The organism is Pseudogemmobacter sp. W21_MBD1_M6 (assembly GCF_052119585.1).
In the GTDB taxonomy this organism is placed as follows: domain Bacteria; phylum Pseudomonadota; class Alphaproteobacteria; order Rhodobacterales; family Rhodobacteraceae; genus JBGQOJ01.
Genome location: NZ_JBGQOJ010000020.1, coordinates 25,509 through 41,507 on the forward strand (window position 1 = coordinate 25,509; position 15,999 = coordinate 41,507).

Consider the following 15,999-nt stretch of genomic DNA (forward strand, 5'->3'; position numbering starts at 1 on the left):
TCAACCCTCCATCACGGCAATCGCCGCCTTGATTGCGGCCTCGGCATTCGATGCATCCGCACCACCAGCCTGCGCCATATCGGGACGGCCACCGCCCCCTTTGCCGCCAAGCTCCGCTGCTGCGACCTTGACCAGATCTACTGCCGACACCCGCGACGTCATGTCATCAGTCACCCCGGCCGCAACAGCCGCCTTGCCACCCGCATCCGCGATCAACAAAACAGCGCCTGACCCCATCCGGGCCTTGTGCGCATCAATCAACGCCGGAAGATCCTTGCCACTCACGCCGGAAAGAACTTGAGCTATGAATGGTATACCATTGATTTCATTCATTTCTACCCCGGCTTGCCCCCCGCCAGACATGGCAAGTTCCCGGCGAAGCTGCGCAACCTCGTTCTGAAGGGCCTTGCGTTCCTCCATCATTATGCGGACCCGTGCAGGCACATCGGCAATCGGGGATTTCAGCGAGGTCGCAATGTCGGACAATGCCCGCTCCTGCGCCCGCAGATAGTCCAGCGCAGCCTGACCTGTCAGCGCTTCGATCCGACGCACGCCGGCAGCCGACGCGCTATCGCCAAGGACGACCAGAACCCCAATGTCGCCGGTTTGGCGCACATGGGTGCCGCCGCACAGCTCCAGCGAATAGGTCATGCCGTCGGCCCCCTTGCCCGATCCGCGCTCGCGCCCCATAGAAACCACACGCACCTCGTCGCCGTATTTCTCGCCGAACAGCGCCTGTGCACCCAAGGCGCGAGCGTCATCTGGAGACATGATCCGCGTGTCGACGGGGGTGTTTTGCCGGATATAGTCGTTCACCTCGGCTTCGACCTGCGCCAGCTCGGCCTCGCTCATCGCCTTGGTGTGGCTGAAATCGAACCGCAGGCGGTCATCGGCATTCAATGATCCGCGCTGCGCCACATGGGTACCAAGCGCGTTGCGAAGTGCCTCGTGCAGCAGATGCGTGGCCGAATGGTTGGCACGAATCGCCGACCGGCGCGCGTGATCCACAACCAGTTCAGCACCCTGCCCGACCTCTATGGCGCCTTTGGTAATTTCGGCTATATGCATGAAAACACCCGCAGATTTCCGAGTTTCAATGATGCGCGCGGCACCACCTTCAACCTTCATCTCGCCGCTGTCCCCCACCTGACCGCCACTTTCCGCATAAAACGGCGTCTGGTTCAGGACAATCGCAATCCTGGCACCCAGGCCCGCGCGATCAACCGGCTTGCCATCCTTGACGATGGCAAGAATTTGCCCCTCTGCCACTTCGGTGTCGTAGCCCAGAAACTCGGTCGGGCCATGTTTGTCGGCCAGATCGAACCAGATCGCCGCATCGGCGGTCTCGCCCGATCCCGACCAGGCGGCCCGTGCCTTGGCCTTTTGCTCCTGCATGGCTGCGTCAAAGCCCGCGATGTCAACCGCCCGGCCTTTTTCGCGCAACGCATCCTGTGTCAGGTCAAGCGGAAAGCCATAGGTATCGTAAAGTTTGAACGCCGCCGCCCCCGGCAAGGCCGCGCCTTCGGGCAGCCGCGCCAGTTCGTCGTCCAGCAGGTGCAGACCGCGGTCAAGCGTCTGCTTGAAACGGGTTTCTTCCAGCCTCAACGTTTCCTCGATCATCGATTGGGCGCGGCCCAATTCGGGAAAGTGCGCGCCCATCTGGCGAACCAATGCCGGCACAAGGCGGTGCATCAAAGGCTCTGTCGCGCCCAAAAGATGTGCATGCCGCATAGCACGACGCATAATCCGGCGCAGCACATAACCCCGACCCTCGTTCGATGGCATCACACCATCCGCCATAAGAAAAGATGTGGATCGCAGGTGGTCGGCAATCACGCGATGATGCACCTTGCCAGGACCATCTGGATCAACCGAGGTCGCATGGGCAGATGCCTCGATCAGGCTGCGCATCAGGTCCGTATCATAGTTGTCGTGCTTGCCCTGCAACAATGCCCCGACCCGCTCCAGCCCCATGCCGGTGTCGATCGACGGCTTTGGCAGCGCCTCGCGGCGGCCATCTTCGAATTGCTCGAACTGCATGAACACAAGGTTCCAGATCTCAATGAACCGGTCGCCATCCTCGTCTGGGCTGCCCGGAGGGCCACCGGCAATATGGTCACCGTGATCGTAGAAAATCTCGGTACACGGGCCACACGGACCAGTCGGCCCCATCGACCAGAAGTTGTCATTGGTCGGAATACGGATGATCCGGTCGTCCGGCAGGCCAGCGTATTTCTTCCAGATGTCCGCCGCCTCGTCATCTGTGTGGTAAACGGTAACCAGCAGGCGGTCTTTGTTAATGCCGAATTCTTTGGTTATCAGGTCCCAGGCATAGGGAATTGCCTGTTCCTTGAAATAATCGCCAAAGCTGAAGTTCCCGAGCATCTCAAAAAAAGTGTGGTGGCGCGCCGTGTAGCCGACATTGTCCAGATCGTTATGCTTGCCGCCGGCGCGAACGCATTTTTGACTTGTCGTCGCGCGTGAATAAGGACGGTGCTCGACGCCGGTAAAGACGTTTTTGAACTGAACCATGCCAGAATTGGTGAACATCAACGTCGGATCATTGCGCGGCACCAGTGGAGAGCTGTCCACCACCGCGTGATCGTTTTTTGCGTAAAAATCAAGGAAGGTGGAGCGAATATCGTTCAGGCTTGGCATGGGGCAAGGTCTCTGCGCGTTGGATCAGGGGTTGGGTCGGTCTATCCCCGCAATCTAAGCCTGTCCACCATAAGAAAAAAGGTCGAAGCAGCATTTGCTTCGACCTATTGTTCTTAATTTACAGAAATGCGGTCAACCTTCGACTAGATCATCGCCATTATCGCTATCATCGCCACCGCTGCTGTCAAACTCCAGCCCATGCGATGCGCGGATCTTATCCTCGATTGCAATTGCGATATGCGGATTTTCTTTCAGGAAGGTCTTCGAGTTTTCCCGGCCCTGCCCGATACGCTCGTCCCCGTAAGAGAACCATGCACCGGATTTCTCGACCACACCGGCCTTTACACCAAGGTCAAGCAACTCGCCTGTCTTGGAAATGCCTTCGCCGTACATGATGTCGAACTCGACCTGTTTGAAGGGCGGTGCCACCTTGTTTTTGACGACCTTAACCCGGGTTGCGTTGCCTACAACCTCGTCCCGGTCCTTGATCGCGCCAATCCGGCGAATATCAAGCCGGACCGAAGAATAGAATTTCAGCGCATTGCCACCAGTTGTCGTCTCGGGGCTACCGAACATCACGCCGATCTTCATGCGAATCTGGTTGATGAAAATCACCGTGCATTTGGTCCGGCTGATCGACCCGGTCAACTTGCGCATTGCCTGACTCATCAGTCGGGCGTGAACACCAACACTGCTATCACCCATATCGCCCTCAAGCTCTGACTTCGGCGTCAGGGCCGCGACAGAGTCGATGACGATCATGCTGACCGCGCCGGAACGCACCAGCGTATCGACGATTTCCAGCGCTTGTTCGCCCGTATCGGGTTGAGAGATCAACAATTCGTCAAGATTGACCCCCAATTTCTTGGCATATCCCGGATCAAGCGCATGTTCCGCGTCAACAAAAGCGCATACGCCGCCTTTCTTCTGCTCTTCTGCGATGCAATGCAGAGTCAACGTCGTCTTGCCCGAACTTTCCGGGCCATAAACTTCGACAACGCGGCCCTTTGGAAGGCCACCGATTCCAAGGGCGATATCGAGCCCGAGGGAACCAGTCGACGTAGATTCAATTTCCTGAACCGCGCCGTTCTGCCCCAGTTTCATGATCGAGCCTTTGCCGAACTGACGTTCGATCTGGGCCAGCGCAGAATCGAGCGCCTTTTGCTTTTCGGAATCGCGCTTGGTATTCATGCTGAGGAGTTCTGCCGTTGCCATTTTAATTCAGTCCCTTATTCCACACCCTGGGTCGGGCGGCAATGATTGCCTTTGTTCTTCTCTTGTTCTCATTTCTTATGGGATCAAAAGAAGAACATTTCAACATATTTCTTCATGACCCATCTTTTTCCCAAATAGGTTAAGGAGTAGTTTACAGTGCAGTGACGGTGTGGAATTTTGTGAGAGTTGGACTGCTATATGCTTGTTTTCTGGAAGGAAAATCTGGTTCTTCTGGCCGTGCCGAAGACCGGAACCACCGCCCTTTCCGAGGCATTGGCACCACATGCATCGACGATCATATCGGATCCACCCATCCTGAAACACGCACCCATCTATCGGTATAACCGGTTTTTACGCCCGTTTTTCGAGGGTGTCGGCGGGCAAGAAATTGAAACCGTGGCGATGATCCGGGAACCCGTCGACTGGCTGGGCAGTTGGTACCGGTATCGCAGGCGACCGCATTTGAACGGCAACCCGAACAGCACAGCCGGGATCAGCTTTGATACCTTTGTCGACGCCTATCTGATGGGCAAGCGGCCCGCGTTCGCCGAGGTCGGATCGCAGGCGAAGTTTGTCACAGGAGCAGACGGCGCGGTGGGTGTCGACCATCTGTTTTGCTACGAACAACCTGACCGGCTGATCCGGTTTCTGGAGGATCGCCTTCAGATCACCCTCGTCCTGCCCCGCAGCAATGTCTCGCCCCGAATGGATGTAACACTTTCACCCGAGATCGAAGCACGTCTGCGCCGAAAGCGCGCCGACGAATTCGCCATCTGGGAGGCGTCGCGTCGCCGCCTGTAACGCGGATTGTCCGCGATACACCGCCTATTGCAGTTGGTTTTGCACGGTCAGCGTCAAATCTTTCAGCGAGAACGGTTTGGGCAGGAACACAGAGTTCGGAATGCTGATCTGCGCATCGGCAAAGGATTCCTCGGCATAGCCCGAGACGAACACCACCTTGACCCCCGGCCTGTCCATCAATGCCTTTTTCACCCAGCTTGGTCCGTCCAGCCCCGGCATGATAACATCGGTCACAAAAAGATCGACGGTCAGGTTCTTGTCCTCGAGGGTGCGCAGCGCCTCCTCGGCATTTTCGGCCTCCAGCACGGTGTAGCCCCGCATCCTTAGCGCCCGGGAGGCAAAGGCGCGGACCGGCGCCTCGTCCTCGACAAGCAGCACGACCCCCTCCTGCGGGGTGCCCATATTCGGCACAGAAGTTACGGCACGCTTGGCAACAGGTTCGATGGGGCGGTCAAACACCGGGAAATACAGGGAAAAACACGACCCCGTGCCAATGGCACTGTCGACAAAAATAAACCCGCCGGATTGCTTTACAATTCCATAGGCCGTGGACAGGCCCAAACCGGTTCCCTCTCCCTGTCGTTTTGTCGTGAAGAACGGTTCGAAAATTTTTGGAATCTGGTCCGGGGGAATTCCCGTTCCCTGGTCGGTCACAGTGACCAAAACGTAATTTCCCGCCGGCACAACCACACGGTCACGGGCCAACGGCACGACAAGACGGCGGGTTTCCGTTTCGATCCGGATATCGCCCCCCGCAGGCATGGCGTCCCGTGCGTTGACCACCAGGTTCATCAGCACCTGTTCCAGCTGTCGCTTGTCCGCGCGGATCGGCAAAAGCGCCGGATCATGCGTTAGGGAAAGCGAGACCGTCTCGCCCACCAGCCGGTTCAGAAGATGCGTCAGATCGGCCAGCGTGTCGCGGAGGTCAAGAACTTGCGGCTGAAGGTTCTGTTTGCGCGAAAATGCCAGCAACTGGCCAACAAGCGAGGCGGCGCGATTGGAATTCTGGCTGATCTGCACAAGATCGCCGTATTCGGGGTCATTCTCGTCGTGGCGCAGCATCAGCAGGTCGCAGTGGCCTGAAATCGCGGTCAACAGATTGTTGAAATCATGCGCCACGCCCCCTGCCAACTGGCCAATCGCCTGCATTTTCTGGCTTTGGACAAACTGGGCCTCCAGTGTCTTCAACTCTGTCGCGTCCACCAGCACCGCGACCAGCATCGGCTGATCGTCCTCGATCACCCGGCCAAGCGTCACCTGCAGGTACACCTCGGACGGGGGCCGGGTGGCGCGCAGAACCTCTGGATGGTTCAGCCCGCGCCCGGCCGCGGCATCCTGCAACCAGTCCGCGACACTGCGCCCCAATCCCTCGACAAGGTCCGACAGAACCGTTTCTGGTGCGACCGGATCATCCAGCAAGGCCCGTGCCAACCGGTTTGCCATCCTGATCTTTCCATCAGGCGCTATTTTCAACATAGGAACAGGCAGTTCATCGAAGAATTGCCAATCCACAACCGCGCTTTGGGTCGCAGTTCCGCGCAGAATATAGATTTCGCGCCGACCTGCGGCGCTGTCGTATTCCGCCACCACAGCATGGCATTTGCCCTCTGCCGACGAAATCTCGTTCAGCTGGCCCGACCGCAACGGCAGACCCGGAAAGATCCGGTCAAGCGTCTTGGGCCGCCCCCCCAGCATCTCCCGCATCGCCTCGTTCATGAACAGGACGGTTCCGGATTTACTGGCCGTCAGCATCGGAACGGTCAGGGCATCTGTGCTGCGGGCGGGTCCGCGATCGGCGATGTCCTCGACCCGCCACAAATATCCGCTTTGGCCGATCTGATGCACGGAGAGGCGGATATGGCCGCGCTTGGTCACAGAATCTTCTGTCGCGGCACCAAAGGCGCTGGCGCGGTTTTGAAGCCGGAACACGATCTCTGTCGGATTGGCGAAGAAATCCGCGATACATCCGGCAAGGCTTTGACCGGGTGTGGTTCCGAACCGGTCCTTTGCCGAGGCGTTGCAATAAAAGACCTCGCCATCGGGATCAGCCAAAAATCCCGGAGAGGCGTCATGCGCAATGAACAATGCCGTCGTGCTGCAAAGCTGTTGATGGCTGCGGTTCTGGTGTGCGCTCAGCACCCGCACAGCCAGCACCGCCACCCCAAAACTGACCCCGGTCGCCAATAGCACCAACCCGATCAAAACGTCGGGAACTATGACCGAAGCACCAAGAAGAACGGTCGAAAACACGGCCAGAAGACCTGATCGCGGTGCCAGCCTGCCAGAGACCCGCGTCAGTTCTGGCATCAGATCCGCCGGATGCGCCACGCTCAACCCTTTCTTCGATTCGTTCGACCGCAATTCTCGGTCCCAAATCGTTAAGCGCCGATTAAGTCGAAAAATTGAGCGAAAAAAACCATTCCAGGTTGATTATTCAGGAATTCACACACGCGTCAATAGTGCGATAAAAAAGCCGTCCCCGCCGTCAATCGGTGTAAGGCGCCGTTTTTCAAGCAATTTCCAACCCGCGCGATGTGACAGAAAGGCGTCGATCTGCGACGCGTTCTCGTCCTTGAGCAACGAGCAGGTCGCGTAGGCAAGAACGCCACCTTTCGCCACATAACCCGCTGCTTTATCTAGTATTTCTCCTTGCAACCGGACCAATTGGCGCAACCGGTCATCAGTCAGCAGCCATTTCGCCTCGGGCGCGCGCCGCCACGACCCGCTGCCCGAACAAGGCACATCCAGAAGGACCAGATCAAAGGGCGCGTGGCCGGCGATGTCGGAGGTGCGCAAACGGGTCACCTCGACGCCCGCACGCGCGGCGCGCACGGGCAAATCGGCCATGCGGCGGGATTCTATGTCATGGGCAAAGAAGGTGGCATCGGCACGGGCCGCCATCGCCAAAGTCTTGCCGCCGCCCCCCGCACAATAGTCCAGAACGCGGGCGCCGGTGCGCAGCGGCAGCATATCCGTTATCGCCTGAGACGCAGCGTCCTGCAATTCGACCAGCCCCAGGGTATAGGCCTGTGAGTTCTGGATTCTTCTTGCGTTTTCAGTGACATCCAAGGCGGTGTTCGACAAGGGATGCGGCACTGTGACAATGCCCTCGGCGGCCAGTGATGCGACGGCATCGTCGCGGGTTCCCGCGCGTAGATTGACTCGCAAAAACACAGGCGCACGGTGGCGCAGACTGTCGCACACCGCCTCGAAATCCCCCGACAAAGAGGCCATCAACGGCGGTGCGAGCCAGTCGGGAATGTCCAGCCGCACATTGCGCGGCATCTCGGTGCGGGGCGGCTGTTGCTCTGCCTCGCTCTGGGGCGCGGGCGCGTGCCCTTCGCCATTGAAAAACAACGCAGGATCAGCGCCTTGCGCGCGTAAGCTGCCAAGCATCACGGCGCGGCCATCCGCCCCGCCGCCCAGAAAGGCGCAGGACCTGCGGCGGCGCAGCGCGTCGAATACATGATCGCGCACGGCGGCACGGTCTTTTGACCCGGCAAAACGGCTGCCACGCGCCCAGTTCGTCAGCGCGCGTTCAGCCGCATAGCCTTTGGCGACCTGATCCAGAACCTCGATTGCGGCACTGATCCGCGCGGCGGGCGTCACGCGCCGAACCTGGCATTAAGAAAAACACTCAAGCCACTGATATTGATTACGTCTATCATCATAAATTCCGGATTCCGGTTTCCGTTTTGCAGGTCGAACCCTTGGCCTTCTTCCGCGCCCGATCATTTGGGCCGCGTGTTCTTGCCGCCGTTCTATCGCTATACCAGCCCGAATAAAAGACCACGCCGACCGGCGCAAGACACGCGAAGCCATCGATAAGACCGGAAAACAGCGGCTACTTGGAAAACAGCACCGGCACCTTTGCCTTCTCCAGCAGGTCGCGCGTGACGGCCCCGATCACAAAGTCATAGGCGCGGGAATGTCCGAACGCCCCCGATGCGATCAGGTCCGCGCCCTGCTCGAATGCGACCTCCATCAGGACATCACCTGTGCCGGACCCCGCCTTGGGCCGGGTTATCATGTTCACCTTGTAGCCGTGCCGGTCCAGCGCCGCAGCCAAATCCTGTCGCAAGACAGTTTCGCCGTGCGTGCTGTTGCCCTCGGGGCCGACGAAAAGAATATCGACCGCCGCACCGGGAGACAGAAGTGCAAGTGCCTCGTGGGCGGCACGGGTCGCCTCGCGGGTATTGCTCCAGCCGATCAACAGGTGCCGGACGACGCCAAACTCGGTCTTGCCCCGTGGCAACACCAGCACCGGACGCCCCGACTCACGGATCGCCTGTTCCTGTAGGCGGGTCTGGTCGCGTTGGCCGGTTTCGGGGTCCACTTGCCCCATGACGACCAGATCGGCGGCTCGCAGATGGTTCAGCAGGAAATCTCCCGCCCCGATCATGGTCACATCCTGCTCTCGCCAGCCCGACACGAAATCCTCGAGCCGCGTGAAATGGTCGAACGTCTTCTTGATCGCGGCGGTCTCTTCCATCTGCCATTCAAGGAACATCGGCCCGACAAGGTCAGGCACCCCCATATCGGCCCCCGAATAGGGCACAAACGGCTCTACCGGATGCACGCCGATCAGATGCGCATCCCATGTTTCAGCCAGCGCGCAGGCCGCTGGCACCAGCCATTCGGCCTCAGGGGCGGTCATAAGTCCGACGGCGATTGTCTTGATCGGCATATCAATGTCCTTGGCGCGGCCCGGGGTCGGCGATGGCCGGTTCGGGGGTGATGGTCATAGCGGGGTTAGCGTTAGATAAGTGACACACTATCCGCACCCCGCGCGCCCGCATTGACAGCAATCAATCGCGATCCGGCGAACCGACCTTGCGAACTGAGGCCCGCTTTGCCGCCGTCTTGCGCCGCAGGGGCGGGAAATCGTCGGGTGTCAGGCTTTCAAGGGTCAACAGCATCGCCGCACCGGCCAACAGATCTGCCTTTCGCGCGGTCAGGATCGCAGTGGCCCGCCCATAGCTTTCGGCGATCAGCGCACGAACGGCAAGATCGACCTCGCGGGCGGTCTCTTCGGAATAGTCCTTTGGCCGCGCGTCAAAGTTTTTGTCGCCCAGCCATCTCAGCGGGCGATCCTCCAGAACGACATTCCCGATATCCTTTGCCATGCCGAACCGCGTGACACATTCGCGGGCAATATCGGTCACCTTTGCCAGATCGTCGGCGGCACCGGTCGAAATCTCGTGGAATACCAGCTGTTCGGCAGCCCGCCCCGCCAAAAGAACGACCATCCGGTCCTTCAGGTCGGAAAGGGTGATCAGAAACCGGTCTTCGGTCGGGCGTTGCAAGGTATACCCCAGCGCCCCGACAGATCGCGGAATGATCGACACTTTGTGCACCGGATCGGCGCTTGGCAAGGACGCGGCGGCAAGCGCATGACCCATTTCATGATGCGCGACGCGGGTCCGCTCGTCGGGGTTCATCAGCCGCGTCCGGCGCTCTGCCCCGGCAATGATCCGCTCGACCGCTGCGGTGAAATCGTCAAGCGAGACGGCACCCGCCCCGCGCCGCGTCGCGATAATCGCGGCCTCGTTCACCAGATTGGCAAGGTCCGCACCGGTAAAGCCTGTGGTGATGCCGGCAATCTGGTCAAGGTCCAGCCCCTTGTCGGCCTTGACCTTGCGCATATGCACCCGAAGGATCTGTTCGCGGCCTTTCCGTTCGGGCCGATCCACGACGATTTGCCGGTCAAACCGGCCAGAGCGCAGCAAGGCCGGGTCAAGGATTTCGGGGCGGTTGGTTGCGGCCAGCAACACGATGCCTACTGTGGGGTCGAACCCGTCCAGTTCCGACAACAGCTGGTTCAGCGTCTGCTCTTTTTCATCGTTGCCGCCAAACCCGGACACCGCCGATCGCGCCCGCCCCAGCGCGTCCAGTTCGTCCACGAAAATGATGCAGGGCGCCGCCTTTCGCGCCTGATCGAACAGGTCACGCACGCGGGCGGCACCGACGCCCACGAACATCTCGACAAACTCGGCCCCCGAAATCGAGAAGAACGGCACCCCCGCCTCGCCCGCGATGGCCCGCGCCAGCAGCGTCTTGCCGGTGCCCGGCGGCCCCACCAACAAAATCCCCTTGGGAATGCGTGCCCCGAGACGGCCATAGGTGTCGCGGTCATTCAGGAAGGATACGATCTCCTGCAACTCTGCCTTGGCCTCGTCCACCCCGGCCACATCATCAAAGGTCACGCCGGTATCACGCTCGACATAGACCTTGGCGCGTGACTTTCCGATATTGACCAGACCGCTGCCCCCCTGTTGGGCGGCGATGCGGCGGAACAGCACCGACCAAATCCCGAAAAACACCAGCGTCGGCAGGATCCACGACAAGGACGCGCCAAGCCAGGTCTGGTCGCTTGCGCCGCCTATGGTCACGCCGTATCGTTCCAGCCTCTCGGCAAAATCGGGATCGACCCGCGTGGTGACGAACTGGTCTATGCCGTCCATCGGAACGGTGAAACGGCCCGTGATCTGGGTTTCCGTCACCGTGACAGAGGCAATCTCGTGCGCCTCCAGATGGGCGATGAAATCGCTGTAATCAATGACTGCGGTGGTGCGATAGGCGATCCAGTACTGGAACCCCAGCATCAGAACAGCCACGGCCACCGCATAGCCGATGCTGAACTTTAGCTTCTTTTCCATCCGTCCGACCCCCGTGGCGCCATCGCCCGTATGCACCACGCAGCATGACCGCGTTCGGGGTGCCGCGCCTTGATATCGGTCAAACCGGAAACCGCCTGCCGTTGACCCGCGTCAATGCACAGGCTGCGGATCTGCGTGCCTTAATGGGCGCGACTTGCCCCTGACGGAAAGGACCCCGATGCATCTGTCGTTTCACGGTGCCGCATCCGAAGTGACAGGATCCTGTCACCTGCTGGAGGCCGCCGGCAAAAAGGTTCTGGTCGATTGCGGGCTGTTTCAGGGCAGCGACACGCAAGAGGCCGCCAACCTGGCCGATTTCGGGTTCAATCCCGCAAAGATCGACATCGTGTTGCTGACCCACGCGCATCTTGATCACTGCGGGCGCATTCCCTTGCTGGTCAAGCGCGGCTTTCGCGGGGAAATCATCTCCACCGCCCCCACGCGCGAGCTGGCAAAGCTGGTGATGCTGGACGCCGCCCATATTCAGGAAGAGGACGCCAAACATGCGTCAAAGCACCGGCAACGTCAGGGCGGACAGCCGGTGGCCCCGTTGTTCGATGAACAAGACGTGCTGCGTGCGCTGGATGCCTTTGGTCGCATCGCCGTCTTGGATCGGCCGATCGAACTGGCCAAAGGGATCAGCGCGGAATTTATCAATGCGGGGCATATCCTTGGCGCGGCCTCTATTGTTTTGGATGTGACAGAGGCGCAAAAAAGCCGCCGCATCGTATTTTCCGGCGATCTTGGCAATTCGGGCCGGCCCGTGCTGCACGATCCGACGCCCCCGCCCAAGGCGGATTACGTCATTATGGAAACCACCTACGGCGACCGCAATCACAAGGCCTTTGATGCCACGGTCACGGAATTTCTGGATGCCGTCCGTCAAACCCTTGCCCGTGGCGGCAACGTCGTCATCCCGACCTTCGCACTGGAACGGTCGCAGGAAATCCTGTTCCACCTTGCGCAAGCGGTCGAGCAAGATCAGTTGCCACGGAATTTGCCGGTCTTTCTGGACTCGCCCATGGCCATTTCCGCCACCGGCATATTCAGGCAGTTCCCCTACGCGTTCAAAGACGCCTTTCGCACCCAGATCATGTCCGGCAAAGACCCGTTCGCCCTGCCCAATCTGCAATTCACCCGTCAGGTCGAGGAATCAAAGCAGATCTCGCGCATCCGGCAAGGCGCGGTCATTCTGGCGGGATCGGGGATGTGCAGCGGTGGCCGCGTGCGCCACCACTTGCGCAGTAATCTGTGGCGACCGGAATCGAGCGTGATTTTCGTGGGTTTCGCTGTCGAAGGCACGTTGGCGCGCCAGATCATCGACGGTGCGCAACAGGTCAGCCTGTTTGGTGAGGATGTCGTCGTAAATGCCAGAATTCACTCAATAAACGGGTTTTCCGCCCACGCGGACCAGACAGAGCTTTTGTCATGGCACAGCCAGACCGGCACGCCGGGAACAACGTTTCTGGTCCACGGCGAACCGGCCACGGCGATGCCCGCCATGGCGGACTGCCTGAAAAAGCGCAACGCGGCGACGCTGATCCCGACCCTTCATCAACGGGTGACGCTTGACTAGGCCCGGCGCATCCTCTCTGTCGGGCGCCGGATTTCTTTGCTATTGGTCTGCCTCTTGCAGTTCAGCAGGGGCGCTTTGTGACCATACTATCGACCCTATTCGTGCTGTTTTTCAGCGCCTTTACCTCTGCCACGCTGTTGCCGGGATCATCCGAGGCGGTGCTGCTGGCGTTTCTGGTCGCGGACCAGTCGCAGGTCGCCCTGCTGGTTCTGGTCGCGACGGCGGGAAACGTGCTTGGCTCTGTGGTGAACTGGTGGATCGGCGGCTTTTTGTCGGGCTATCGCGACCGCAGCTGGTTTCCGGTGAAACAGGCCGACTTCGAGCGGGCGAAACTATGGTATGCTCGTTACGGTGTCTGGTCCTTGCTGATGTCCTGGGTGCCCGTCATCGGCGACCCGCTAACCGTGGTCGCAGGGGCCATGCGGATAAATATAGCGCAATTTCTGATGCTTGTGACCCTTGGCAAGGGGTTTCGCTATAGCCTGATCGCATTGGCCTATATGCACTGGCAGGGAGTTTAGGCCTGCTGACAAAGCAAGTTCGACCGCGTGGGCACAAGCCGGACAATGGTTCATATTTGCCATCTTTAGACGGCGCGAAGACCCTCGCGCCGTCTAAGTGTTTGTTCGTCTACCCGATCCGGTAGTTCGGGCTTTCGCGTGTGATCTGCACGTCATGCACGTGGCTTTCCTTCAGCCCCGCACCGGTGATCCGCACAAAGTTGCAGTTCCGGCGCATCTCGGCGATGGTGCCGTTGCCGGTATACCCCATCGCGGCCCGCAAACCGCCGACCAGCTGATGCACAACCGCACCGGCAGAGCCTTTGTAGGCCACCTGCCCCTCGATCCCTTCGGGCACCAGCTTGTCGCTGGCCGCATCCTTTTGGAAATAACGGTCGGCAGAGCCGCGCGCCATCGCACCAAGGCTGCCCATGCCACGGTAGCTTTTGAAGGTGCGGCCCTGATACAGAATAACCTCGCCCGGCGACTCGTCCGTGCCGGCAATCATCGAACCGACCATTGCGCAAGACGCGCCCGCCGCGATCGCCTTTGCAAAATCGCCCGAGAATTTAATCCCGCCGTCGGCAATAATCGGCGTGCCCGTGTCGTCGCCCGCCTTGGCGCAATCCATGATCGCGGTCAGCTGCGGCACACCCACACCGGCCACCATGCGCGTGGTGCAGATGGAACCGGGGCCGATGCCGACCTTGATCGCATCCGCGCCCGCGCCGATCAATGCACGTGTGGCCTCGGCTGTGGCGACGTTGCCGGCCATGACCTGCACATTGCTTGACAGCGCCTTGATCCGTGCGACGGCAATCGCAACGCCTTCGGAATGGCCATGCGCGGTGTCGATCACGATCAGATCGCAGCCCGCGTCGATCAACGCCTGCGACCGCTCGAAACCCGCATCCCCCACGGTCGTCGCTGCGGCAACCCGCAGGCGCCCCATCTCGTCCTTGCAGGCATGGGGGTTCAGAACGGCGGTTTCGGTGTCTTTCAGCGTCAAAAGGCCGGTCAACTTGCCCTCGGCATTGGTGACCAGCAGCTTTTCGATGCGCCGCGCCTTCATCAGCGACTTGGCACTATCCAGATCGGCAGGCTCGCGCAGCAGGGCCAGATTGTCGGCGGTCATCATCGCGTGCACCGGCGTTTTGTCGTCGGTGGCAAAGCGCATGTCGCGGTTGGTGACGATGCCGACAACGCGCCCCGCTTCGTCGACCACAGGAAACCCGGTGACGTTATAGCGGGCCTGAAACGCCTTGGCATCAGCCAGCGTCTGGTTCGGCGTCAGGGTGATCGGGTTGAAGACAACACCGGATTCAAACCGTTTGACGCGGCGCACCTCGTCGGCTTGCTCTGCCACGTCCAGATTGCGGTGCACAACGCCGATGCCCCCCGCCTGCGCCATGGCAATGGCCATTTTGGACTCGGTCACTGTGTCCATCGCCGACGACAAAAGCGGGATCGTCATGCGGATGGATTTGGTGACAAAGGTGGATGTATCTGCCGTGGACGGCAGAACAGAACTTGCGGCCGGAACCAGCAAAACATCGTCAAAGGTAAATGCCTCGCGAATCTCCATTGGGGTCTCCTTGGGAGTTTTCGTTTGACAAGTTCCTATTTCACGAAGTCCCGGCGGGGGAAACCCTATAATAGCGCTACAGTCCGCCCGACATGCCGGATTTTCCGGCGGCAGCGGTTGATGTGACCTGCCCCGACCTCATCTATTACATCAAGATAACAGTCTAACCAGCTGCGTTCTTTGCACGATCTGCCAATCCGCGCAGCGCTGCCGCGAACAAAGGCACATCACCGCCCACCCCAAGGAAGGTCACGCCAAGGCGCCTGTAATAGCCGAACTGGTCCTCGTTGAAGGTGATAATGCCCGCCACCTTGCCCGCCGCCCTGATCCGGGTGATCACGTGCTCGATAGCCGCGACAACCTCTGGCGCGCTGGCATTGCCCAGAAACCCCATATCGGCGGACAGATCGGCGGGACCGATGAACACCACGTCGATCCCCTCGGTGCCGGCAATGGCGTCGATGTTGGCGACCGCGGCGGCGCTTTCGACCTGCACCATCAGACAGATCTGCTGATTGGCGGTTTTTGCGTAGTCGCCGATGGCATTGAACCCCGACGCGCGGGCAAGCGCAGACCCCAGGCCCCGCACCCCGTCGGGCGCATAGCGCACCGCCCGAACCATCGCGGCGGCCTGTTCGCCGGTGTCAACCATCGGTACCAGAACCGACTGCGCCCCCAGATCCAGCACCTGTTTCAGCATCCACGCCTCGCCCACGGGCACCCGAACCACGGGTTGCGCGGGGGCGCCGTTCATCGCCTGCAATTGCGCCAGAAAGGTCGTGACCGTGTTCGGCCCGTGTTCTCCGTCGATCAGGCACCAGTCAAAACCCGCGTGCGCGGCAATCTCGGCCACGATCGGATTGGCCAGCCCCATCCAAAGACCGACCTGCATTTCGCCGCGCTGCAATGCGGCTTTCAGGGTGTTGATCGGTGCCGGCATCTGGTTAGCCCTTTCTTGAAATGTCTTACATAAATATCGTGGAATCTCATCATGTGCAGTTTTTT

At 60.0% G+C, this 15,999-nt stretch carries 11 protein-coding genes; 3 read left to right on the plus strand and 8 right to left on the minus strand.

Going from position 1 to position 15,999, the window contains the following annotated elements; all coding sequences use genetic code 11:
* The gene (gene alaS / locus ACEN2R_RS16285; protein WP_442043735.1) at window positions 1-2,658 is read right to left on the minus strand and encodes an alanine--tRNA ligase; all 2,658 of its coding nucleotides are present in this window, start codon (window positions 2,656-2,658) and stop codon (window positions 1-3) included.
* 132 nt (window positions 2,659-2,790) lie between these two features.
* Window positions 2,791-3,873: a recombinase RecA gene (gene recA / locus ACEN2R_RS16290; RefSeq protein WP_442043736.1), complete on the minus strand. Its 1,083-nt coding sequence runs from the start codon at window positions 3,871-3,873 to the stop codon at window positions 2,791-2,793.
* Window positions 3,874-4,071: 198 nt separating this feature from the next.
* Here recA and ACEN2R_RS16295 point away from each other — a divergent pair, with 198 nt between their 5' ends.
* On the plus strand, window positions 4,072-4,674 hold the full coding sequence (locus tag ACEN2R_RS16295; protein WP_442043737.1) for a gamma-glutamyl kinase: 603 nt from the start codon (window positions 4,072-4,074) through the stop codon (window positions 4,672-4,674).
* 24 nt (window positions 4,675-4,698) lie between these two features.
* On the opposite strand, the gene ACEN2R_RS16300 is transcribed toward ACEN2R_RS16295, so the two are convergent.
* From ACEN2R_RS16300 to ftsH, 4 genes are all read right to left on the minus strand, one after another.
* On the minus strand, window positions 4,699-6,981 hold the full coding sequence (locus ACEN2R_RS16300; RefSeq protein WP_442043767.1) for an ATP-binding protein: 2,283 nt from the start codon (window positions 6,979-6,981) through the stop codon (window positions 4,699-4,701).
* 135 nt (window positions 6,982-7,116) lie between these two features.
* Window positions 7,117-8,283, minus strand: coding sequence for an RsmB/NOP family class I SAM-dependent RNA methyltransferase (locus ACEN2R_RS16305; RefSeq protein ID WP_442043738.1), 1,167 nt, complete (start codon window positions 8,281-8,283; stop codon window positions 7,117-7,119).
* 235 nt (window positions 8,284-8,518) lie between these two features.
* Window positions 8,519-9,361, minus strand: a complete 843-nt coding sequence (locus tag ACEN2R_RS16310; protein WP_442043739.1) for a universal stress protein — start codon at window positions 9,359-9,361, stop codon at window positions 8,519-8,521.
* A gap of 121 nt (window positions 9,362-9,482) precedes the next feature.
* Window positions 9,483-11,333 carry an ATP-dependent zinc metalloprotease FtsH gene (gene ftsH, locus ACEN2R_RS16315; RefSeq protein WP_442043740.1) on the minus strand — a complete coding sequence of 617 codons (1,851 nt, stop codon included), beginning with the start codon at window positions 11,331-11,333 and terminating at the stop codon, window positions 9,483-9,485.
* A gap of 178 nt (window positions 11,334-11,511) precedes the next feature.
* On the opposite strand from ftsH, the gene ACEN2R_RS16320 reads away from it, so the two are divergent.
* Window positions 11,512-12,909 carry an MBL fold metallo-hydrolase gene (locus tag ACEN2R_RS16320; RefSeq protein WP_442043741.1) on the plus strand — a complete coding sequence of 466 codons (1,398 nt, stop codon included), beginning with the start codon at window positions 11,512-11,514 and terminating at the stop codon, window positions 12,907-12,909.
* 77 nt (window positions 12,910-12,986) lie between these two features.
* A complete protein-coding gene (locus ACEN2R_RS16325; protein ID WP_442043742.1) occupies window positions 12,987-13,430 on the plus strand; it encodes a YqaA family protein in 444 nt (147 codons plus the stop codon).
* Between the two features lie 109 nt (window positions 13,431-13,539).
* Here ACEN2R_RS16325 and guaB read toward each other — a convergent pair whose 3' ends face one another.
* Both guaB and ACEN2R_RS16335 read right to left on the minus strand, forming a co-directional pair.
* Window positions 13,540-14,994 carry an IMP dehydrogenase gene (gene guaB, locus ACEN2R_RS16330; protein WP_442043743.1) on the minus strand — a complete coding sequence of 485 codons (1,455 nt, stop codon included), beginning with the start codon at window positions 14,992-14,994 and terminating at the stop codon, window positions 13,540-13,542.
* 163 nt (window positions 14,995-15,157) lie between these two features.
* Entirely contained in the window at window positions 15,158-15,934 is a 777-nt protein-coding gene (locus ACEN2R_RS16335; RefSeq protein ID WP_442043744.1) for an HpcH/HpaI aldolase family protein, read from the minus strand.
* Between the last annotated feature and the right edge of the window lie 65 nt (window positions 15,935-15,999).

Excerpts from the sequence above, each read along its gene's own strand:
- guaB (WP_442043743.1), bottom strand. The coding sequence starts at position 14,994 with ATGGAGATTCGCGAGGCATTTACCTTTGACGATGTTTTGCTGGTTCCG.
- recA (WP_442043736.1), bottom strand. The coding sequence starts at position 3,873 with ATGGCAACGGCAGAACTCCTCAGCATGAATACCAAGCGCGATTCCGAA.
- ACEN2R_RS16310 (WP_442043739.1), bottom strand. The coding sequence starts at position 9,361 with ATGCCGATCAAGACAATCGCCGTCGGACTTATGACCGCCCCTGAGGCC.
- ACEN2R_RS16300 (WP_442043767.1), bottom strand. The coding sequence starts at position 6,981 with ATGCCAGAACTGACGCGGGTCTCTGGCAGGCTGGCACCGCGATCAGGT.
- alaS (WP_442043735.1), bottom strand. The coding sequence starts at position 2,658 with ATGCCAAGCCTGAACGATATTCGCTCCACCTTCCTTGATTTTTACGCA.
- ACEN2R_RS16335 (WP_442043744.1), bottom strand. The coding sequence starts at position 15,934 with ATGCCGGCACCGATCAACACCCTGAAAGCCGCATTGCAGCGCGGCGAA.
- ACEN2R_RS16295 (WP_442043737.1), top strand. The coding sequence starts at position 4,072 with ATGCTTGTTTTCTGGAAGGAAAATCTGGTTCTTCTGGCCGTGCCGAAG.
- ftsH (WP_442043740.1), bottom strand. The coding sequence starts at position 11,333 with ATGGAAAAGAAGCTAAAGTTCAGCATCGGCTATGCGGTGGCCGTGGCT.
- ACEN2R_RS16320 (WP_442043741.1), top strand. The coding sequence starts at position 11,512 with ATGCATCTGTCGTTTCACGGTGCCGCATCCGAAGTGACAGGATCCTGT.